Source organism: Streptomyces griseus (assembly GCF_900460065.1).
Taxonomy (GTDB): domain Bacteria; phylum Actinomycetota; class Actinomycetes; order Streptomycetales; family Streptomycetaceae; genus Streptomyces; species Streptomyces griseus.
On the sequence record NZ_UAVD01000012.1, the window covers coordinates 91,551 to 112,563 of the forward strand.

Annotated in this window: 19 protein-coding genes; 14 read left to right on the forward strand and 5 right to left on the reverse strand. The window is 73.2% G+C overall.

The features are described from left to right. Positions 1 to 447 precede the first annotated feature (447 nt). Positions 448 to 1,209 carry a phosphoglyceromutase gene (locus DTB53_RS07330; RefSeq protein WP_003968178.1) on the reverse strand — a complete coding sequence of 254 codons (762 nt, stop codon included), beginning with the start codon at positions 1,207 to 1,209 and terminating at the stop codon, positions 448 to 450. Positions 1,210 to 1,416: 207 nt separating this feature from the next. Between DTB53_RS07330 and DTB53_RS07335 the strand changes: the two genes are divergently transcribed. Next, positions 1,417 to 2,745 (forward strand): MDR family MFS transporter, encoded by a 1,329-nt coding sequence (locus DTB53_RS07335; RefSeq protein WP_003968179.1) that lies wholly within the window; start codon positions 1,417 to 1,419, stop codon positions 2,743 to 2,745. 78 nt (positions 2,746 to 2,823) lie between these two features. Here DTB53_RS07335 and DTB53_RS36810 read toward each other — a convergent pair whose 3' ends face one another. Both DTB53_RS36810 and phoU read right to left on the reverse strand, forming a co-directional pair. Further along, on the reverse strand, positions 2,824 to 2,973 hold the full coding sequence (locus DTB53_RS36810) for a hypothetical protein (protein WP_003968180.1): 150 nt from the start codon (positions 2,971 to 2,973) through the stop codon (positions 2,824 to 2,826). A gap of 226 nt (positions 2,974 to 3,199) precedes the next feature. After that, positions 3,200 to 3,877, reverse strand: coding sequence for a phosphate signaling complex protein PhoU (phoU, locus tag DTB53_RS07340; RefSeq protein WP_003968181.1), 678 nt, complete (start codon positions 3,875 to 3,877; stop codon positions 3,200 to 3,202). Positions 3,878 to 4,076: 199 nt separating this feature from the next. Here phoU and phoR point away from each other — a divergent pair, with 199 nt between their 5' ends. Together phoR and phoP are read left to right on the forward strand one after the other, a co-directional pair. Further along, on the forward strand, positions 4,077 to 5,339 hold the full coding sequence (gene phoR / locus DTB53_RS07345) for a two-component system sensor histidine kinase PhoR (RefSeq protein WP_003968182.1): 1,263 nt from the start codon (positions 4,077 to 4,079) through the stop codon (positions 5,337 to 5,339). A gap of 5 nt (positions 5,340 to 5,344) precedes the next feature. Further along, the gene (phoP, locus tag DTB53_RS07350; RefSeq protein WP_007446453.1) at positions 5,345 to 6,016 is read left to right on the forward strand and encodes a two-component system response regulator PhoP; all 672 of its coding nucleotides are present in this window, start codon (positions 5,345 to 5,347) and stop codon (positions 6,014 to 6,016) included. Positions 6,017 to 6,121: 105 nt separating this feature from the next. On the opposite strand, the gene DTB53_RS07355 is transcribed toward phoP, so the two are convergent. Next, complete coding sequence (locus DTB53_RS07355) at positions 6,122 to 6,805, reverse strand: hypothetical protein (protein ID WP_012380304.1); 684 nt, start codon at positions 6,803 to 6,805, stop codon at positions 6,122 to 6,124. A 677-nt stretch (positions 6,806 to 7,482) separates the two neighbouring features. Between DTB53_RS07355 and DTB53_RS07365 the strand changes: the two genes are divergently transcribed. From DTB53_RS07365 to DTB53_RS07415, 11 genes are all read left to right on the forward strand, one after another. Beyond that, positions 7,483 to 7,965 (forward strand): CarD family transcriptional regulator, encoded by a 483-nt coding sequence (locus tag DTB53_RS07365; RefSeq protein WP_003953493.1) that lies wholly within the window; start codon positions 7,483 to 7,485, stop codon positions 7,963 to 7,965. Between the two features lie 378 nt (positions 7,966 to 8,343). Further along, positions 8,344 to 9,111 carry a 2-C-methyl-D-erythritol 4-phosphate cytidylyltransferase gene (gene ispD / locus DTB53_RS07370; protein ID WP_003968185.1) on the forward strand — a complete coding sequence of 256 codons (768 nt, stop codon included), beginning with the start codon at positions 8,344 to 8,346 and terminating at the stop codon, positions 9,109 to 9,111. Further along, positions 9,101 to 9,619 carry a 2-C-methyl-D-erythritol 2,4-cyclodiphosphate synthase gene (gene ispF, locus DTB53_RS07375; protein ID WP_012380305.1) on the forward strand — a complete coding sequence of 173 codons (519 nt, stop codon included), beginning with the start codon at positions 9,101 to 9,103 and terminating at the stop codon, positions 9,617 to 9,619. The genes ispD and ispF overlap by 11 nt, the downstream gene beginning before the upstream one ends. A 305-nt stretch (positions 9,620 to 9,924) precedes the next feature. Next, complete coding sequence (locus DTB53_RS07380) at positions 9,925 to 10,506, forward strand: GNAT family N-acetyltransferase (RefSeq protein WP_042498595.1); 582 nt, start codon at positions 9,925 to 9,927, stop codon at positions 10,504 to 10,506. 30 nt (positions 10,507 to 10,536) lie between these two features. Beyond that, positions 10,537 to 12,063: an ABC transporter substrate-binding protein gene (locus DTB53_RS07385; protein WP_012380307.1), complete on the forward strand. Its 1,527-nt coding sequence runs from the start codon at positions 10,537 to 10,539 to the stop codon at positions 12,061 to 12,063. 4 nt (positions 12,064 to 12,067) lie between these two features. Continuing rightward, positions 12,068 to 13,789 (forward strand): ABC transporter permease subunit, encoded by a 1,722-nt coding sequence (locus tag DTB53_RS07390; protein ID WP_012380308.1) that lies wholly within the window; start codon positions 12,068 to 12,070, stop codon positions 13,787 to 13,789. Positions 13,790 to 13,896: 107 nt separating this feature from the next. Next, a complete protein-coding gene (locus DTB53_RS07395; RefSeq protein WP_106431776.1) occupies positions 13,897 to 15,267 on the forward strand; it encodes an MFS transporter in 1,371 nt (456 codons plus the stop codon). 50 nt (positions 15,268 to 15,317) lie between these two features. Further along, positions 15,318 to 15,722, forward strand: a complete 405-nt coding sequence (locus DTB53_RS07400; RefSeq protein ID WP_003968191.1) for a PPOX class F420-dependent oxidoreductase — start codon at positions 15,318 to 15,320, stop codon at positions 15,720 to 15,722. A gap of 135 nt (positions 15,723 to 15,857) precedes the next feature. After that, positions 15,858 to 17,258, forward strand: coding sequence for a cysteine--tRNA ligase (gene cysS, locus DTB53_RS07405; protein WP_012380310.1), 1,401 nt, complete (start codon positions 15,858 to 15,860; stop codon positions 17,256 to 17,258). Between the two features lie 95 nt (positions 17,259 to 17,353). Continuing rightward, positions 17,354 to 18,310: a 23S rRNA (guanosine(2251)-2'-O)-methyltransferase RlmB gene (rlmB, locus tag DTB53_RS07410; RefSeq protein ID WP_003968193.1), complete on the forward strand. Its 957-nt coding sequence runs from the start codon at positions 17,354 to 17,356 to the stop codon at positions 18,308 to 18,310. A 211-nt stretch (positions 18,311 to 18,521) separates the two neighbouring features. Further along, on the forward strand, positions 18,522 to 20,165 hold the full coding sequence (locus DTB53_RS07415; RefSeq protein ID WP_012380311.1) for a DoxX family membrane protein: 1,644 nt from the start codon (positions 18,522 to 18,524) through the stop codon (positions 20,163 to 20,165). A gap of 85 nt (positions 20,166 to 20,250) precedes the next feature. Here DTB53_RS07415 and DTB53_RS07420 read toward each other — a convergent pair whose 3' ends face one another. After that, complete coding sequence (locus tag DTB53_RS07420; RefSeq protein WP_003968195.1) at positions 20,251 to 20,967, reverse strand: nucleotidyltransferase family protein; 717 nt, start codon at positions 20,965 to 20,967, stop codon at positions 20,251 to 20,253. Positions 20,968 to 21,013 lie beyond the last annotated feature (46 nt).

Consider the following 21,013-nt stretch of genomic DNA (forward strand, 5'->3'; position numbering starts at 1 on the left):
ATTGGCGAGCGACAAGACCGTCACTCACCGTCCCCCGTGCGGGAACCGCGCCGGTGGAGCGGCTTTGGACGGGACTCTTTTCGGGGCGAATGATCACGGCCCCGGGGTTTCGACGAGCCGACGGTTTGTCCTTCTGCCCGGGGCGTGACCTTCGGGCCGAGATCTACGGGGCTCCCTGAAAAGGCGGCTGCCTTAAAACCGCGGAGCCGGTGTGATTCGCCGGACGTCCGCCGGCTCCCGCCGGACCTCCTGAGCGGACCCCTCCTGGCCGGGTATGAGAGCACGCCGAGCCGCCCGGCCCCGAGGGGGCACCGCGCCTCGCGGGGCGTCGGCCGCGTCGTGGCGGTCGCGGGACGCCGATCCGGCCCGTGCGGCGCACTCGGCGGAGAAGACGAAAACGCCCCCGCCCCGCGCCGTAAGCGCAGGTCGGGGGCGTGATCAGGGAACCTACTTCTTCTTGCCCTGGTTCTTCACGGCCTCGATGGCGGCCTTCGCCGCGTCCGGGTCCAGGTACGTGCCGCCCGGCTTCAGCGGCTTGAAGTCGGCGTCGAGCTCGTAGGAGAGCGGGATGCCCGTCGGGATGTTGAGGCCCGAGATGTCCTCGTCCGAGATGCCGTCCAGGTGCTTCACCAGACCGCGCAGGCTGTTGCCGTGGGCGGCGACCAGGACCGTGCGGCCGGTGAGGAGGTCCGGGACGATGCTGTCGAACCAGTACGGGAGCATGCGGACGACGACGTCCTTCAGGCACTCCGTGTCCGGGCGCACCTCCGGCGGGAGGGTCGCGTAGCGCGGGTCGTCGAACTGGCTGAACTCGTCGTCGCGGGCCAGCGGCGGCGGCGGGGTGTCGTACGAGCGGCGCCACAGCATGAACTGCTCCTCGCCGAACTCGGCGAGCGTCTGCGCCTTGTCCTTGCCCTGGAGCGCGCCGTAGTGGCGCTCGTTCAGCCGCCAGGAGCGGCGGACCGGGATCCAGAGGCGGTCGGCGGACTCCAGGGCCAGCTGGGCGGTCCGGATCGCGCGCCGCTGGAGCGAGGTGTGCAGGACGTCGGGGAGCAGACCGGCGTCCTTGAGCAGCTCACCGCCGCGGACTGCTTCCTTCTCGCCCTTCTCGGTGAGGTTGACGTCCACCCAACCGGTGAACAGGTTCTTCGCGTTCCATTCGCTCTCGCCGTGGCGGAGGAGGATCAGCTTGTACGGTGCGTCGGCCATGAGTCCGAGCGTAATCGAACCCGTGCGGGCTCCGCGCGTCCGCCCGCAACGCGGACAAGGCCCCCGGCCGGGAGAACCCGGCCGCCCGACGATTGACGGGGGACGTCAATCCGGTGGCGGGCGGGGAGCCGGGCTTCGTAATGTCTCGGACGTCGTCGGGGGTGTTACCCGAGGCCTCGTTCCGTACGTCCCGTGGGGGGAATTCCTATGTCCGTCGCCGGTCTGCGCAGAGCCGCCCGCGAGACCGTCTCCGGGATGCCCCGCGAGTTCTGGTGGTTGTGGACCAGCACCCTGGTCAACCGTCTCGGGGCGTTCGTCGCGACCTTCATGGCCCTCTACCTGACCCTGGACCGGGGCTACTCCGCCTCGTACGCCGGCCTCGTCGCCGCCCTCCACGGGCTCGGCGGGGTCATCTCCTCGCTCGGCGCCGGTGTGATGACCGACCGGCTGGGGCGGCGGCCCACCATGCTGATCGCCCAGGTCTCCACGGCGGTGTCGGTGGCGGTGCTCGGGTTCATGGTGCACCCCGTCGCCATCGCCGCCGTCGCGTTCCTCGTCGGCATGGCGAGCAACGCCTCCCGCCCCGCCGTCCAGGCGATGATGGCGGACATCGTGCCCCCGAAGGACCGGGTCCGGGCCTTCTCGCTCAACTACTGGGCCATCAACCTCGGCTTCGCGATCTCCTCCGCCGGAGCCGGGTTCATCGCCGAGTACAGCTACCGCGCGGGGTTCCTCGGCGAGGCCCTGATGACGCTCGTGTGCGCCGTGCTCGTCTTCGTGAAGGTGCCGGAGTCGCGGCCCGCGCGAGCGGTGGTGAAGACCGTCGGCGGCAAGCGGCCCCAGGACGAGGTGCGGCTGACGACCGTCCTGCGCGACGGGCGCTACATGGGGGTCGTGGGGCTGTCGTTCCTGGTGTCGCTGATCTTCCAGCAGGGCTACGTGGGGCTGCCGGTGGCGATGGGCACGGACGGGCTCTCCAGCTCCGACTTCGGTACCGCCATCGCCGTCAACGGCGTGCTGATCGTGGTCCTCCAGATCCCCGTCACCCGCTTCATCCAGCACCGCGACCCGCGCCGGCTGCTGATCATCTCCTCGGTGCTCGCCGGGTACGGCTTCGGGCTGACGGCCTTCGCCGGGTCGGTCGCCGCGTACGCGCTCACCGTGTGCGTCTGGACCCTCGCCGAGATCGTCAACGCGCCCACGCAGACGGGCCTGGTCGTCCAGCTGTCGCCCGCCGAGGGCCGGGGCCGCTACCAGGGCGTGTACACGATGTCCTGGTCGGTGGCCGCGCTCGTCGCGCCGCTGATGTCCGGCTTCGTCATCGACCACTACGGCGCCGCCTGGCTCTGGGCCGCCTGCGCCGTGATCGGCACGGTCGCCGGCCTCGGCTACTGGCTGCTGATGCGCAACCTGCCGCACGAGGAGCACGCGGTGGCGGACGTGCTGCCCGAGCCCGCGCCCGTACCGGCCGAGGCCCGGCCGGACCTGGCCGAGCCGGAGGCCGCACCCGCCGCGGCGGTGGAGCGGGCGGGCTGACCGGGGCGACCGGTGACGCGCACGGCGCCCGCCCGGACCGAAGCCGGGCGGGCGCCGTGCGTCCGTGGGCGGCGCGGATCAGCCGGAGCAGCCGCCGCACTGGCACGGGGCGCCGGACTGGCAGCCGCACCCGCAGCCCGACCCGCAGCCGCAGGCGCCGAGCACCGTCCGGCGCACCACTTCGGTCGGGGTCTCCTGCTGGGGTTCGGTCGTGGGGGAATCGGCCATGGTTCCTCCTCAGGGCATACGACTGGGCGGCGGACGCCGGTGCGCCGCCGCCGGGGACGTACGGCACGGCCCACCGCTCACGGCCGTGGCGCCGTCCGTCCCCGCCCCATTGCATGCCCACCCCCGCGGGCGCATCAACGGCGCACGCGCGCAGGAACATAAGTGCGACCCGCGTGCGCCGTGGGCACTCCGGCACGACCGGGGCCGCCGGCGGCCCGAGCCGCCGCTACGCGCCCTCGACCGGGGTCACCGCCTGGATCTCGTCCGCGTGCTCGCCCGTCACCAGGTAGACGACGCGCTTGGCGACCGACACCGCGTGGTCGGCGAAACGCTCGTAGTAGCGGCCCAGGAGCGTCACGTCGACGGCCGTCTCGATGCCGTGCTTCCAGCGGTCGTCCATCAGGTGCTGGAACAGCGTGCGGTGCAGCAGGTCCATCTCGTCGTCGTCCTGCTCCAGCTGGAGGGCCAGATCGACGTCCTTGGTGATGATGACCTCGGCCGCCTTGGCCATCAGGCGCTGGGCGAGCTGGCCCATCTCCAGAATGGTGGCGTGCAGGTCGTTCGGGACCGCAGCCTGCGGGAAGCGCAGCCGGGCCAGCTTCGCCACGTGCTGGGCCAGGTCGCCCGACCGCTCCAGGTCGGCGCTCATCCGCAGCGAGGTGACCACGATCCGCAGGTCGGTCGCCACCGGCTGCTGGCGGGCGAGGAGCGCGATGGCCCGGGCCTCCAGGTCGTGCTGGAGGTCGTCGACCTTCTGGTCCCCGGCGATCACGGTCTCCGCCAGCGCCAGGTCGGCGTCGAGCATGGACGTGGTCGCCCGTCCGATCGCCGAGCCGACCAGCCGGGCCATCTCCACCAGGCCCTCTCCGATCGAATCGAGTTCCTCGTGGTAAGCGTCGCGCATGGGAAGTCCCTCTCCAGTTCCGAACTGAGGCCGGGGTCTCGGACCGACCCCCACGGTTACACGGTGGGGCCGAAACGCGTCCGTATCCGGCCCCCCAAGTGAACCGGCTCCTACCCCTCGGTGAACTCTGGGCGACGAGTGTTCGAGATGGCACTCGGACGGCTGGGAGGGAGTCGTCGCACCCGCATAACCTTGAAGCATGGACGTGAACGCGGCGGTCGCCGCAGCTGCAGCGATCGCCGGGCTGCTGACCGGTGTGATCGCCATGCTGGCGTTCCGCTGGAGCGAACGCGACCTGAAGCGGCCCACGCGCACCTCGCTGCGGCCGGACGGCAACGCGGCCCTGCCCCCCGGAGTGGACACCGTCCTCTCCGTCCTCAGCTCCTCCGCCGTCGTCCTCGACGAGAGCGACGGCGTGGTGAAGGCCAGCTCCGCGGCGTACGCCCTGGGCCTGGTCAGAGGGGGCCGGCTGGCCGTCGAACCCATGCTCAACATGGCCAGGGACACCCGGCGGGACGGCGAGATACGGCAGGGCGAGCTGGACCTGCCCCGGCGCGGCACGGGCCGGGGGGACACCCTCGCGGTCTCCGCCCGGGTCGCCCCGCTGGGCTCGCGGCTGGTGCTGCTGCTCGTCGAGGACCTCACCGAGGCCCGCCGGATAGAAGCGGTACGGCGCGACTTCGTCGCCAACGTCAGCCATGAGCTGAAGACCCCGACCGGAGCGCTCTCCCTGCTCTCCGAAGCGGTCATGGACGCCTCCGACGACCCGGAGGCGGTGGAGCGGTTCGCCGGGCGGATGCAGATCGAGGCGACCCGGCTGACCAACCTCGTCCAGGAGCTCATCGACCTCTCCCGGGTACAGAACGACGACCCGCTGGAGGACGCCGAGCCGGTCAAGGTGGAGACGCTGGTCGCCGAGGCGATCGACCGCTGCCGCCAGCAGGCCGGCTCGAAGCAGATCACCATGGCCTCCGCGGGCGCCGAGGGACTCACCGTCTGGGGCAACCGCGGCCAGCTCGTCGGCGCGCTCGGCAATCTCGTCGAGAACGCCGTCAACTACAGCCCCGCCCACACCCGCGTCGGCATCGCCGCGCGCCGCCTGGCCTCGCCGGGCGGGGATCTCATCGAGATAGCCGTCACCGACCAGGGGATCGGCATCTCCGAGAAGGACCGCGAGCGGGTCTTCGAGCGGTTCTACCGCGTCGACCCGGCCCGCTCACGGGCCACCGGTGGCACCGGTCTCGGCCTCGCCATCGTCAAACACGTGGCCGCCTCGCACGGCGGGGAGGTCACCGTCTGGAGCTCCGAGGGACAGGGCTCCACCTTCACCCTCCGGCTGCCCGAGACGGGCGCCGTGAGGGAGCGCACCACCGGCGGACCGCTTATCGTCAACGGCGACGACGAGGGGCCGTACGAGACCGACACCTTTGACCCCTTCCCTGCCCCGGAGGCTCTTCCGTGACCCGAGTGCTTGTCGTCGAGGATGAGGAATCCTTCAGCGACGCCCTGTCCTACATGCTGCGCAAGGAAGGTTTCGAGGTCGCCATCGCGGCGACCGGCCCCGACGGCCTCGACGAGTTCGAGCGCAACGGCGCCGATCTGGTCCTGCTCGACCTGATGCTGCCCGGCCTGCCCGGCACCGAGGTGTGCCGCCAGCTCCGCAGCCGTTCCAACGTCCCGGTGATCATGGTCACGGCCAAGGACAGCGAGATCGACAAGGTCGTCGGGCTGGAGATAGGAGCCGATGACTACGTCACCAAGCCCTTCTCCTCCCGCGAGCTCGTCGCCCGCATCCGCGCGGTGCTGCGCCGTCGCGGGGAGCCGGAGGAGGTCACCCCGGCGGCCCTGGAGGCGGGCCCGGTCCGGATGGACGTGGACCGGCACGTGGTCACCGTCTCCGGCGGCAAGGTCGACCTCCCGCTCAAGGAGTTCGACCTGCTGGAGATGCTCCTCCGCAACGCGGGCCGCGTGCTGACCCGGATGCAGCTCATCGACCGGGTGTGGGGCGCGGACTACGTCGGCGACACCAAGACCCTCGACGTCCACGTGAAGCGGCTGCGCGCCAAGATCGAGCCCGACCCGGGAGCGCCTCGCTACCTCGTCACCGTGCGGGGCCTGGGGTACAAGTTCGAGCCGTAGACCGCGGGCCGGGCGGGTCCGTGTGTGCCGAAGGGGCGCTTCCCGGCCGGGAAGCGCCCCTTCGGTGTACTCAGGCGTTCGGCGTTACGGGGCCGGAGTCCCGCGTCAGTCGGCCGCGGGCACCGAGGCGGAGTCGCCCGTGCCGGTCTCGCCCTGCGCGCCCTCGGTGCCCGCGCCGCTCTCCGGCGTGCCGGGCGTCTCGCCCTCGCCGGACGCGTCGCCGGACGCGTCGGCCGACGGCGTCGGGGTGGGCTTCGGCGCGGGCGCCTCCGCCTTCGGGCTGGGGCCGAAGTCCTTGAAGAAGCCCTCGGCGGGGAACACGCTGGCGCCGAGGCCGACGTCGCCGGTCCGGCTGAGCTTGAAGACGACCTGCTGGACGTCGCCGTTGCGCGCCGCCTCGCCGCTGTTCTCGATCACGGCGGCGGCGTTGCCCTTGCCGCCGATGGTGACCTGGCCGCCGGCCGGGACCACGATGGGGCCGTTGCCCTTGGCGGCCTGGAGCTTCACCTCGACGTTGCTGCCGGGCAGCGTGACCGACTCCAGCACCTCGCGCTCGGTGCCTTCGTTGAACAGCGTCGCGGCGACGACGGCCGGGCCGTCCGCGCCGCCCTCGGGCTGCGTGAGCACGTTCACGTTCTGGATCTTGATGTCGCCCACCGTGGTGGCCGGGTTGTCCGGCCTGATCTTGAGCGTCTCGGCGTTGTTGCCCGCCGCGCAGGCGGACAGGGAGACGATCGAGATGGCGGTGGCGGCGGCGGCGAGGGCGCCGTGTCGAAGGCTGCGGCTCACGGCGGCGGCAACTCCTTGAACGAGTCGGACTGCGGACTTCGGACGTCAGTCGTCGAGCGGTGGTGTAAAGCCGCCCTAAGGGTGTGTCAGCGGCCTTAGGCTACCGAGCCGCCGCGCCCGGCCTGCACCCGACCCGCCCCTACGCGTTCCGGCTCTTGCCCGGCGGTGGCGAGGGAGGCGCCGGGAGGCCGGGGCCGCGCGTCCTCCGAAGAGGCCGAGCGGTGTTCTACCGGCGGGTACGCCATGGGGCGTTCACATAATCCGGGTGATCAATTCTTCTGCCCGCTCCGGGGCGGCGTGGTGGTTTCTTCGCCATTCCCGGCTTCGCGGGGGAAAGGGACCGGGCGCCATGTGGCTTGATCAATTTCATTGCGGTCGGACAGTTACGCCCGTACGGGCGAGCGATCATCGAACGGAGTACGGAATGATGGTCATCTCGAAACCGACAAAACGGGACTTTCGTCCCCTTCTGTAAGGCATCGGGGCCATGTGACGCGGGTGTTTCGCTCCGGGCGCACAGTGGCTCCGACCTGCGAATACCGTCTTCCGGAAGCCTTCCGCAGCACGTTCGTGTCGCTGTTGTCAAGCCCCGAGATATGCCCTGACCTGCGAAAACGCCATTCAGGAGATGCGATTCTCGTGTTACTCTGGATAGCCACGGAAGGGGTACCTGTCACATGACGTTCAAGGTTGGCGACACCGTGGTCTATCCCCATCACGGGGCCGCGCTGATCGAGGCTATCGAAACTCGCCAGATCAAAGGCGTGGACAAGACCTACTTGGTGCTCAAGGTCGCCCAGGGCGACTTGACGGTTCGTGTGCCGGCGGACAATGCGGAGTTCGTGGGCGTGCGCGACGTGGTCGGGCAGGACGGACTGGACCGGGTCTTCGAGGTGCTGCGCGCACCGTATGCCGAGGAGCCGACGAACTGGTCCCGGCGCTACAAGGCAAATCTCGAAAAGCTCGCCTCCGGCGATGTCATCAAGGTCGCCGAGGTAGTGCGTGACCTGTGGCGTCGGGAGCGCGAGCGCGGTCTCTCCGCCGGAGAGAAGCGCATGCTCGCCAAGGCCCGCCAGATCCTGGTGAGCGAGCTCGCTCTCGCGGAAAACACGAATGAGGACAAGGCCGAGGCTCTGCTCGACGAGGTCCTCGCGTCCTGAAACCGGACCACTCCGGCTCGTGCCGCCGGAGATCGCCGGTTCGATGAAGTTGTATGAATGTGCCGCGGTGCCCGCTGACCAGCCGTTTTCACGCTGTGTTGTCGGGCGCTGCGGCATGTCCGGACCGCATCCGGTGCCCGACTGCCGGTAGCCCCGTGCCCGCGGACGTCCGTCCGCGTGTGCGACGGCCGTCGGTGAGAGGGCGGCCCCCGTGCTGCGTGAGCGCCCCGCGCGACCCGCGCTCGACCGGGTGTCACGGAAGGGGCCCGGTGCGAGCCCGGGGCGTCACGCCCGGCTCGCTGGGCCCCTACCCATGTCGGTCGTGGAAACAAACCTGCCGAACCTTCGGACCTTTCTCGGACCTTCGGAGTGCAACCGATGTCATCGACGCCACCCCCGACCGACCGGCCGCGCCCTCCCCGTACCGCCGCGGTGATCCCCGCGGCCGGGCGGGGCGTGCGACTCGGTCCGGGCACGCCCAAGGCCCTTCGGGCGCTCGGCGGGACGCCCATGCTGATCCACGCCATCCGCGCCATGGCCGCGTCCCGGGCCGTCTCCCTCGTCGTGGTCGTCGCCCCGCCGGACGGCGCGCCCGAGGTGAAGCACCTCCTCGACGAGCACGCGCTGCCCGAGCGCACCGACTACCTGGTGGTGCCGGGCGGTGAGACCCGCCAGGAGTCCGTCCGCCTGGGCCTCGACGCACTGCCCGAGGACATCTCCGCCGTGCTGGTCCACGACGCCGCCCGCCCCCTCGTGCCGGTCGACACGGTCGACGCCGTCGCCTCGGCCGTACGGGACGGAGCACCCGCCGTCGTGCCCGCGCTGCCCCTCGCGGACACCGTCAAGGAGGTGGAGCCGGCCGGCACGCCCGGGGAGCCGGAGCCGGTGCTCGCCACCCCCGTACGGGCCAGGCTGCGCGCGGTGCAGACGCCGCAGGGCTTCGACCGGGACACGCTGGTGCGCGCGCACGCCGAGGTCGCGGTCGACGGCGAGGGCGCCACGGACGACGCGGGCATGGTGGAGCGGCTCGGCGCGCCCGTGGTCGTCGTCCCCGGCCACGAGGAGGCGTTCAAGGTGACCCGGCCGCTCGATCTGGTGCTGGCCGAGGCGGTACTCGCCCGCAGGAGGGCCAACGATGGTTTCTGAGACCCCCGGCGCGGGAAGCCCCGCCGCCCCCGTCATCCCGCTCGTCGGCATCGGCACCGACATCCACGCCTTCGAGGAGGGCCGCAAGCTGTGGTGCGCGGGCCTGAAGTGGGAGGGCGAGGGGCCGGGACTGGCCGGCCATTCGGACGCCGACGTCGTCGCGCACGCCGCGTGCAACGCGCTGTTCTCCGCCGCCGGCCTCGGTGACCTCGGGCAGCACTTCGGCACCGGCCGCCCCGAGTGGTCCGGGGCCGCGGGCATCACGCTGCTCACCGAGGCCGCCCGGATCGTCCGCGCCGGGGGCTTCGAGATCGGGAACGTCGCCGTCCAGGTCGTCGGCTCGCGTCCGAAGATCGGCAAGCGGCGCGAGGAGGCGCAGAAGGTGCTGTCCGAGGCCGTGGGCGCCCCGGTCTCGCTCTCCGCCGCCACCTCCGACGGGCTCGGCTTCACCGGCCGCGGCGAGGGCATCGCCGGCCTCGCGACCGCCCTGGTCTACCGCACCGCCTGAGGCCCGGGCGGCACCCGGGCCCGCTCCTCCTGCACATCACTTGCACGTACGCTGAAGACGCAAGCGATGTGCAGGAGGAGGCGGAAGTGGCACCGGCGACCAGCGCGACCACGGTGACGGCGGGGACGGCGGCCGACCGGGCCGACGCCCACAGGACCCACGGGGACGCCGCACACGCCGGGACACCCGGGAGCTCCGGACCCGGCAGGACCCACGGAGACGCCGGGCGCGTCGGGACCTCCGGAGACGTCGAACGGGCCGGGTTCCCCGAGCGCGCAGGGTTCCCCGAGGACGTCGAATACGTCGTGCGCACCGCCACCGCCGACGACCTCGGCGGAGCGCGGGCCGTGATGCTCGACACCGTCTACCGCGACCTGAAGTCCGGCTACGTACCCCGCTGGCACGCCGACATCATCGACCCCGGGGCCGCCTACCTCCGCCCGGAGCGCTGCACCCTGCTCGTCGTCGAGCACCGGGGCGAGATCGTCGCCACCGGGGCCGTGCGCGACCGGGGCCCCCAGGCGCCGCCCAACCCCCCGTGGGTCGCCGAGCGCTTCCCCTCCGGGACCACCGCGCAGCTCTGCCGGATCTATGTGCGCCCCGAGCACCGCCGGCACGGACTGGCCCGGCGACTGGTGCGCGAGCTGGCGGAGTTCGCCGCCCGGGCCGGGGGCTACGAGGCGCTGTACCTGCACACCGACCCCGCCGTGCCGGGCGCCGAGCCCTTCTGGCGTTCGCTGGCCCGCGAGGTGTGCGACGAGCGGACACTGCCCGGGGGCGGGCAGGGGATCGTCCACTTCGAGCTGCCGCTGCCCGGGGCCGCGCCCGCCTCCGCCGGCGGCTCCGCCCGGACCTCGCGCACTGCCCGGACCGCCCCCGCCCATTAGATGACAATCGTTTTCATATAAGGTCGTCGCATGCCCACCTCCCGCCCCCGCCTTCCCCGCCGCCGCGTCGCGCTGCCCCTGGCCGCCGCCACGCTCCTCGTGCCCGTCGCCACCGCCTGCACCTCGTCCACGGACTCCGGCGGCGACCAGCGGCTGAAGGTGGCCATGGCCTTCCCGCCCGCCCAGGCCATGTCCCCGTACGGCGACGACGCCGTGACCCTGAGCCGGCTCGCCGTCGTCGAGGGACTCACCCGGCTCGACCGGAACGGGAAGGCCGAGCCCGCGCTTGCCGCCTCCTGGAAGCGCGACGGCGAGCGGGGCTGGACGTTCGAGGTCCGCGACGGCGCCGTCTTCCAGGACGGGACGACACTCGACGCCGCAGCCGTGGTCCGCTCGCTGACCGCCGCGCAGAAGGCGTCCCCCAAGCCCCGCGTGCTGTCCGACACCACCCTGACCGCCACGGCCGAGGGCGCGAGCACCGTACGGATCACGACACGGGACGCCGACCCGCTGCTGCCCCAGCGGCTGGCCAACCCGTCACTGAGCATCCTGTCCGCCAACGCGTACGGAAAGGACGGCGGACAGGTGGCCCCCGCCGGGCACGCCACCGGACCCTTCACCCTGGCCAAGCTCAACGGCGCGGTCAGCGCCACCCTGGAGCGCAACGACACCTACTGGGGCTCCAAGGCGAAGGCCCCCGGCGCCGACGTCAAGTTCGTCGCCGACGGCACCGCCCGCGCCAACGCGCTGCGGACGAAGGACGTCGACGTCGCCGAGTACGTACCGATCTCGCAGGCCTCACTGCTCGGCGACGGCCTGGTCCACGAGTTCCCCTCCGCCCGCACCAACGGCCTCTCCCTCAACACCGAACGCGGCGTCTTCGCCGACCCGGCGATGCGCGCCGCCGCCCGCGAGGCCATCGACCCCCGAGCGCTGGTCGACGGCGTCTACGAGGGGCGCGCCGACGCCGCCCAAGGGCTGCTGGGCCCCGGCGTCCCCTGGGCCGCCGACCTGCGCACCGCCCCCACCGGCCGCGCGGAGGCGGCGGCCCCGGCCGAGGTGAGGAAGACGAAGGAGATCGTCCTCGCCACCTACACCAACCGCCCCGAGCTGCCCGAGGCCGCCACCGTCGTCCAGCAGCAGCTGGAGAAGCGCGGCTTCACCGTCAAGCAGGTCGTCCGCGACTACGCGCAGATGGAGGCCGACGCCCTCGCCGGGAAGTACGACGCGTTCATCCAGGCCCGCAACACCCTCCTGGACACCGCCGACCCGGTCTCCTACCTCGCCTCCGACTTCACCTGCGACGGCAGCTTCAACATCACCCAGCTCTGCGCGAAGCCCGTCGACGCCGCCGTCGACAAGGCCGCCGCCCTCGCCGACACCGACGCCCGCCACCGGGCCGAGATGACCGCCGAGGCCGCGATCCTCGGCTCCGACGCCCTCGTACCGCTCGTCCACGAGCGCTTCGTGCAGGGGTACGACGACAACCGCGTCCACGGCGTCGCCCTCGACCCCATGGAGCGCACCCTCATCACCGCCGACACCCGCGTCGAGTGACCGCGTGAAGTACCTCGCCGGACGGATCGGTGCGCTGCTCGCCGTCGTCGTGGTGATCGGGCTGCTGCCCTGGCTGACCCGGACCGACCCGGCCCGAACGATCCTGCACGCCCGGTACGCCGACCGGGCCCCGACACCCGAGACCCTCGCCGCGATCCGCGCCGAGACCGGGCTCGACGGCGGGCCGTGGCAGGTCCTGGGCGACTGGCTCGGCGGGCTGTTCCGGGGCGACCTGGGGGAGTCCTGGGTCTCCGGCCAGCCCGTCGGGCCGGACGTCACGGCCGCCCTCGGCAACTCCCTCACCCTGATGGCCGTCTCGCTCGCCGTCGCCGTACTCCTCGCCCTCGCCCTGAGCGCCCCCACCCTCCGGCGCGGGGCCGCGCGCCGGATCGTCCGGGTGCGCGCCGGAGCGGGCGCGGCGGTGCTCGCCGCACTGCCGGAATTCCTCCTCGCCGCCGTCCTGGCCACCGTCCTCGCCGTACACCTCGGCTGGTTCCCCGCGCTCGGCTGGGGCGCCCCCGACCAACTCGTGCTGCCCGCCCTCGCCATGGGCGTCCCCGCCGGGGCGCTGCTCGGCCGGCTCCTGGACGACGCCCTGCCCGGCGCCTTCGCCGAACCCTGGGCCCGGGCCGCCGCCGCGAGCGGCCTGCCGGGCCGCGTCATCGCCCGGCACGCCCTGCGCCGGACGCTCCCGGGCCTGCTGCCCCAGCTCGGCCTGGTCGCGGTCGGACTCACCGGCGGAGCGGTCGCCGTCGAGACCCTGTACGCGATCCCCGGCCTCGGCGGCACCGCCCTGGCCGCCGCCCTCGCCCAGGACCTGCCCGTCCTCCAGGCGACCGTGCTCGTCCTGCTGCTCCTCGGCGTCGCCGCCGGGCTGGCCTCCCGCCTCGCCGTCCGCGCCCTGCTCGGACCCGCCCTCACCGACCGGGCGCTGCCCGCCCTCGTCGCGCCCCGGCTGCCCGGCCGCCGCGCGCTCGCCGTCGCCGCGCTCGTCCTCGGCGGCCTCCTGGTCGCCGTCACCGTCGCGGGCCTCCTGCGCGACCCCCTCCACGTCGACACGGCCGCCCGGCTCGCTGGCCCGTCCGCCGCGCACCCCCTCGGCACCGACCACCTCGGCCGCGACGTCCTCGCCCGCCTCGGCCACGGCGCGGCCCGCACCGCGCTGGCCGCCGTCGCGGTGGGGGCCGTCACCCTGCTGCTCGGCCTGCTCCTCGGGGCCGTCCGCGCCGGAGCGCTCACCGAGACGGCGAACGCGCTCCCCGCCGTCCTCGCCGGCCTCGTCGTCGCGGGCATCGCCGGACCGGGCCCCTGGGGCGCCGCCGCCGCGGTGGCCGCCGTCGCCTGGGCCCCGCTCGCCGCCCACACCGCCGCCCTGCACGCCCAGGAGAAGGCGGCCCCGCACCTCACCGCCGCCGTCGCCCTCGGCGCGGACCGGGCCCACCTCCTGCGCCGCCACATCCTGCCCGGGGTCCTGCCGCCGGTGGCACGCCACGCCCTGCTCCGCGTCCCGGCCATCGCGCTGGCCCTCGCCTCCCTCGGCTTCCTCGGACTCGGCACGCGGGCCCCGGCGCCGGAGTGGGGGCGGATGCTGTCGGAGAACATGCCGTACGCCGAACGTGCCCCGTGGGCCGTCCTCGCCCCCGCCGCAGCGCTCGCCGTCCTGGGCGCCCTGGCCGTCCTCACCTCGGCGGCGGTACGCGGGCGCACCCCGGCGGGACCGAAGTGAACCGGCCCGCCCCCACGAAGGCCGACGAGCCCGCCCTCGCCCCGGCCGGCGAGCGCGTCCCGGGAGCCTCCGCGCCCGCCCCCACGAAGGCCGACGAGCCTTCGCCCATGGCGTCACACGAGCCCGCGCACACCGCAGCCGACGAGCCCGCCCCCGCCGACGCGCGCGCGGGAACCCCCGCCGGGGAGCGCCCCCGCCTCCGCCTCCGCCCCCGGCTCGCGAGCGCCCCCACCCCCTACCTCCGGCTCCTCACCGCCACCCAGTTCGCCTTCAACATCGGCTTCTACGCCGTCCTGCCCTACCTGGCCACCCACCTCGGCGGCGGCCTCGGCATGGCGGGCTGGCTCGTCGGCCTCGTCCTGGGGCTGCGCACCTTCAGCCAGCAGGGCCTGTTCGTCGTCGGCGGCGCCCTCACCGACCGCTACGGCCCGCGCCCCGTCGTGCTGGCGGGCTGCACGCTGCGCATCGCCGGATTCGGCTGGCTCGCGTTCGCCGGATCCACGGCCACCGTCATCGCCGCCGTCCTCCTCATCGGCTTCGCCGCCGCCCTGTTCTCCCCGGCCGTCGAGTCCGAGGCCGCCCGCGAGGCCGTCCGGCACGAACGGGACACCGGCGCCCCGCGCGCCCACGTACTCGCCCTGTTCTCCGCCGCCGGGCAGGCCGGGGCGTTCATCGGGCCGCTGCTCGGCTCCCTGCTCCTGCTGCTCGGCGGCGGCTTCCGGGCCGCCTGCCTCGCCGGGGCCGCCGTCTTCGTCGGCGTCCTGGCCGGGCACGCCCGCCTGATGCCGCGCGCCGCCCCCGTGAGCGAGCCGGCGGACGCGCGGGCGCCGGACGCCGTCACCCGGACGGCCCCGCGGGCCTGGTCGCCGTGGCGGGCGGTCTTCACCAACCGGGCGTTCCTGCTGCTCTGCCTCGCGTACAGCAGCTACCTCGTCGCCTACAACCAGCTCTACCTCTCGCTGCCCGTCGAGGTGGAGCGGGCCACCGGATCGGGGGCCGCCCTCGGCTGGCTTTTCGCGCTCTCCTCGCTGCTCGTCGTCGTCGCCCAGGTGCCGCTGACCCGTCTCTCCGCCCGCCGGATCGCCCCGCGCACCGCCCTGGCCACCGGCCTCGGCACCGTCGCCGCCGGGTTCGCCGCCGTGCCGCTCGCCCCGGCGGGCCCCGGCGGTCTGCTGCCCGGCGCGGCGCTCGTCGTCCTGCTGACCCTGGGCCAGATGCTGCTGGTCCCCGCAGCCCGGGGCCTGGTGCCCGACCTGGTCGAGGACCGGCAGCTCGGGCTGGCCACCGGGGCGCTGTCCTCGGTGTCCGGGATCGCCGTCCTCGCGGGGAGCGCGGCGACCGGCGCACTGCTCGACGCGCCCGCCCCCGTGCGGTGGGCGGCGCTGGCGGCCGTCCCGCTGGCGGGCGCGGCACTGGCTTTCACCCTTCCGGCGGGCCGGGGCGGGAAGGATCGGGGAACGCGCGCGGTTGCCGGGTAGGAGCAGCACTGGACGAAGGACCGACCCGCAGCGCACAGGAGGCCGTAACGATGACCGCCGCACTCTCCGCCGAGCTCAAGAACCTGCTGGACAGCCCCGTGTTCGTGAACATCGCCACCATCCAGCCCGACGGCAGCCCCCAGGTCTCCCCGGTCTGGGTCAAGCGCGACGGCGACGACGTCCTGATCTCCACCACCGTCGGCCGCCGCAAGGAGAAGAACCTCCGCCGCGACCCGCGCGTCACCGTGGTCGTCCAGCCCTTCGACGCCCCGTACAGCTACGCCGAGATCCGCGGCGAGGCGACGCTGACGACGGACGGCGGGCAGGAGCTGATCGACGAGCTGTCGGTGAAGTACACCGGCAAGCCGTACGCGGAGTTCAACCCGAACTCCGCCACCGACGACCCCCGCGTCGTCGTCCGCATCTCCCCGCGGAAGATCGTCGGCAGCATCTAGGCCGACGGCATCTGGGGCGCGAGAACGCTCTCCGGGCCCCTCCAGGGCCGTTCCGGGGCATCCCGGTACCAGAAAGTTGTCCCCGCGATCCCCAAGGGTCGCGGGGCACTGGTGCGGGCCTACTACCCTTGAGGCGTGACTATTCGCCTGCACGACACCAACGCCCGGCAGATCCGTGACTTCGTCCCGCTCACCGCGGGCTGCGTCTCGATCTACCTCTGTGGCGCCACTGTCCAGGCAGCGCCGCACATCGGCCACATCCGCTCGGGCCTGAACTTCGACATCATGCGCCGCTGGTTCGCGTACCGCGGCTACGACGTCACGTTCATCCGCAACGTCACCGACATCGACGACAAGATCATCGCGAAGTCCGCCGAACAGGGCCGCCCGTGGTGGTCGATCGGCTACGAGAACGAGCGCGCGTTCAACGACGGCTACGACGCCCTGGGCTGCCTGCCGCCCACCTACGAGCCCCGCGCCACCGGCCACATCCCCGAGATGATCGAGATGATGCGCGGCCTGATCGAGCGCGGTCACGCCTACGAGGCCGACGGCAACGTCTACTTCGACGTGCGCTCGCTGCCCGGCTATCTGACCCTCTCCAACCAGGAGCTGGACGATCTGCGCCAGCCCTCCGGCGAGGGCGAGACCGGCAAGCGCGACCAGCGCGACTTCGCCATGTGGAAGGCGACGAAGCCGGGCGAGCCCAGCTGGGAGACGCCCTGGGGCCGCGGCCGGCCCGGCTGGCACCTGGAGTGCTCCGCGATGGCCCACAAGTACCTGGGCTCCGCCTTCGACATCCACGGCGGCGGCATCGACCTGATCTTCCCCCACCACGAGAACGAGATCGCCCAGGCCACGGCCTACGGCGACGAGTTCGCGAAGTACTGGGTGCACAACGGCTGGGTCACCATGTCCGGCGAGAAGATGTCGAAGTCGCTGGGCAACTCCGTCCTCGTCAGCGAGATGGTCAAGCACTGGCGCCCGATCGTCCTGCGCTACTACCTCGGCACCCCGCACTACCGGTCGATGATCGAGTACAGCGAGGAGGCTCTGCGCGAGGCCGAGTCCGCGTTCGCGCGGATCGAGGGCTTCGTCCAGCGCGTCACCGAGAAGACCGGGGAGGTCGTCCCCCCGGCAGACGAGGTGCCGCCCGCCTTCGCCGAGGCGATGGACGAGGACCTGGGCGTGCCGCAGGCGCTGGCGATCATCCACACCACCGTCCGCCAGGGCAACAGCGCGCTGGCCGCCGACGACAAGGAAGCCGCCGCCGACCGCCTGGCCGAGGTCCGGGCCATGCTCGGCGTCCTCGGCCTGGACCCGCTCGACCCGCACTGGGCGGGCGAGGGCGACCGGGGCGAGGACCTGCACGGCGTCGTCGACACCCTCGTGCGCCTCGTCCTCGACCAGCGGCAGTCGGCCCGCGCCCGCAAGGACTGGGCCGCGGCCGACGCCATCCGCGACCAGCTCAACCAGTCCGGCCTCGTCATCGAGGACAGCCCCGCCGGCCCCCGGTGGACGCTGGGACCGCGCTGAGCACCGCCGAGCAGTGCGGATGTGCCGCCCGGCGATCCGGGCGGCACACTTTCCCCATACATACGTACGTCTGAAAGCAACGAAACAGGTAGATCATGGCCGGGAACAGCCAGCGCAGGAACCGCCGCACGTCCAACAAGAAGGGCATGCAGGTCGGCAGCGGTGGCCAGCGACGCCGTGGTCTCGAAGGCAAGGGACCGACGCCGCCCGCCTCCGCCCGCAAGGGACACAAGAAGAACCGGGTCGCCAACGCCCAGGCCAAGCAGGCCGCGGCCCGCCGCCCCGCACCCCGGCGCGGCGGCGTCAAGGGCACCTCGGAGATGGTCGTCGGCCGCAACCCGGTCTACGAGGCCCTGCGCGACGGCGTCCCCGCCACCACCCTCTACGTCCAGCAGTACATCGACAACGACGAGCGCGTCCGCGACGCCCTCAAGCTCGCGGGCGAGCGCGGCAACATCAACCTGATGGAGGCCCCGCGCCCCGAGCTGGACCGGATGACGAACGGCCTGAACCACCAGGGCCTCGTCCTCCAGGTCCCGCCGTACGAGTACGCGCACCCGGAGGACCTCACCGCAGCCGCGTACGACAACAACGAGGACCCGCTGATCGTCGCCCTCGACGGGGTGACCGACCCGCGCAACCTCGGCGCCATCGTCCGCTCGGTCTCCGCCTTCGGCGGCCACGGCGTGGTCGTCCCCGAGCGCCGCGCGGCCGGCATGACCGCCGGTGCGTGGAAGTCCTCGGCCGGCACGGCGGCCCGCACGCCGGTCTCCCGGGTCACCAACCTCACCCGCGCGCTGGAGGGCTACCAGAAGGCGGGCCTCACGGTCGTCGGCCTGGCCGCCGACGGCGAGCACACGGTGGAGGACCTGGAGGAGCTGGCCGGCCCGGTCGTCATCGTCATCGGCAGCGAGGGCAAGGGCCTCGGCCGTCTCGTCGGCGAGACCTGCGACTACCGGGTGCGGATCTCGATGCCCGGCGGCGCGGAGTCGCTCAACGCCGGTGTCGCGGCCGGCATCGTGCTGTACGAGGTGGCGCGCCGCCGCGGATAGCCGCACGGGGCCCCACCGGCGCACCGGTCCGGGCCCCGCACCGGCCCCCGCACCCCGTCGATCCGCCCGGTGACCGGCCCGGCCGCCGGGCGAGTCGACACACGAACGCCGAACACAGTTCCAGGTTGCCCGAGTTTGGCCCGATCTTGACGGGTCTCGGACACATCCGGTGCGGTCAAGGCAGTGTCCTAACCACCCATCACTCGGTTAGATGAGTGTGGACACCAGAACGCCGCGGTACGACGAGCAACCCACCGCCCTGAGCATGACCAAGGTGGACAGCGACCCCGCGCAGGTCATCGTCAACCACGCCAGCTTCCGGGTGCAGCTCGCCCCGGGCCAGCGCGCACGGCTGCGCGGCGCCCCCGCGCACACGGCCCGCATCCCCGCCATGAGCGGTGCCGGCGGAGGCCGCAGGCGGGCACCGGTCGTCTGGAGCGGGAAGTCCGCTCCCGGCGACCCCGGCGCGACAGGCCTCCTCCAGGCCGTGCGCAACTCCACCGCGGGACACCTCGACGCCGGACTCGGCGGGGCGACCCCAGGCGGGCACGGAGCAGGCGCGACGCAGGTCATCCCGCTCCTGGAGGAGACGCAGCCCAACCCCGTACTGACCGCCCCCCACCAGCCGGGACACACCGGCCCGCTGCTGCCGCCCATGCGACAGGCCGTCGGCGCGTACGACCCGGTCGACGGGCCCGACGACTTCGACGGGGCCCGCGCCCCCGGCGACGCCGACGACCACGACGAAACCGACGAGAGCGCCGAATCCCGCGCCCGGCGCGGCACGGGCGACCCCGTCCGGCACGCCTACTACCCCGGCCACCGGATGAACCTGGGCGTCGTCCTGCTCCCCATGCGGGTGCTCCTCGGCTTCATCTCCATCTACGCCGGCATGGGCAAGCTCAGCGACCCCGTCTACTTCGACGGCGGCGAGCGCGGCTCGATGGTCACCTGGCTGACCTCCCTGCACCCGTGGGCGATGGCCGAGCCGCTGCGCGACTTCGCGCTCTCCCACCCGGTCGGCGCCGGACTGACCGTCGCCTTCCTCCAGGTCGTCGTCGGCGTGCTCACCGTGCTCGGCCTCTGGCAGCGGGTCGCCGCCGCGTTCGGCGCACTGATCTCCGCCGCACTGCTGGTGACGGTCAGCTGGCGCACGGTCGCGGTCTACGACGCCCCCGACATCATCCTGCTGGCCGCCTGGAGCCCGCTGATCATCGCGGGCGCGCCCGTCTACTCCGTGGACGGCCGACTGGCCGGGGAAGCCTGGCGCAAGCTCGGCCCGCGCTCCGAGATCTGGGACCTGCGCCGCCGGGTCCTGCGCCGGGGCACCGTCGTCGCGACGGTCGTCGTCGGCCTCACCCTGCTCATCGGCTCCATCCTCGGCGGCGCGGTCCGCTCCAGCGAGGTCGTCACCGTCCCCGGCCGCAACGACAACCCCACCAACCGCCTGCCCGGCATGCCGCTGCCCCAGGAGTCCACCGGGGAGCGCCAGGCCTCCCGCACACCGGAGCAGCGGCGACAGCCGGAGCCCAGCAGCTCCGGCGCGGCCACCACCCCCGCCGACGGCCGGGCCACCCCGGGCGCGACGCGCGACTCCGGCGGCCAGAGCACCGGCGCGGACACCCAGCCCAGCCAGACCCAGGGCACCAACCAGGCGCCCCCACAGCAGTCCACCCCGCAGGAACCCCCGGCCGCCACCACCGCCGGACCCACCTCCTCCGGGTCCACCGGCGACGCCTCGTCCGGAGGCGGCGGCGAACCGGCGCCCACCGGCGGCTCGACCTCCTCCGGCGGCGAGGGATCGACCACAGGCGGCGGCGGGGGCCGGAACCCGATCGGCGGCCTCCTCGGCTGACCCCGCACGCAGGCAGAGAGGGGCGGCCCCCACCCGGGCGGAAGAACCGGGTGGGGGCCGCCCCCGCGAGTGAGGGACGCGGCCGTCAGCCGCCGTGGGAGCCGAGCTCCCGGGCCGCCTCGGTCAGGTCCTTCGCCGTGTCGATGGCCCGCCAGTACGCCCCGTTCGGCAGCGGGTAACCGGCCAGCCGGCGTTCGCGGGCGAGGCGCGGGAACGTGGTCCGCTCATGGTCGCCGCGGTCCGGCAGCAGCTTCGTGAACGCGGGCGAGAACACGTACACCCCGGCGTTGATCAGATACGGGGAGGGCGGCGACTCGATGAAGTCGGTGATGTGCCCGAAGGCGTCCGTCTCCACGGCACCCCACGGGATCCGGGGCCGGGCGAGGGCCAGGGTGGCGGTGGCGTCACGCTCCGCGTGGAACGCGGCCATCTCCCGCAGGGAGAAACGGGTCCAGATGTCGCCGTTCGTCGCGTACCAGGGCTGCTCGGGGTCGGGCAGCCGCCCGGCCGCGTACTTCAGCCCGCCGCCCCGGCCCAGCGGCTCGGTCTCCACGACGGTGGTGACCCGGAGCGGCAGCACGGCGGCGTCCAGCCACTCCTGGAGCACCTCGGCGAGGTGCCCGCAGGAGACCACGGCGTCGGTGACACCTTCGGCGGCCAGCCAGGACAGCTGATGGCCGATGATCGGAGTCCCGGTCCCGGGGATCTCGACCATCGGCTTGGGGCGGTCGTCGGTGTACGGCCGCAGCCGCGACCCCTGGCCACCGGCAAGGATCACGGCCTGCGTCGGATACGTATGCATGGCAGGCACGATATGCGGTGCCCGCCGGCGGAAGGCGGCGCTCCGC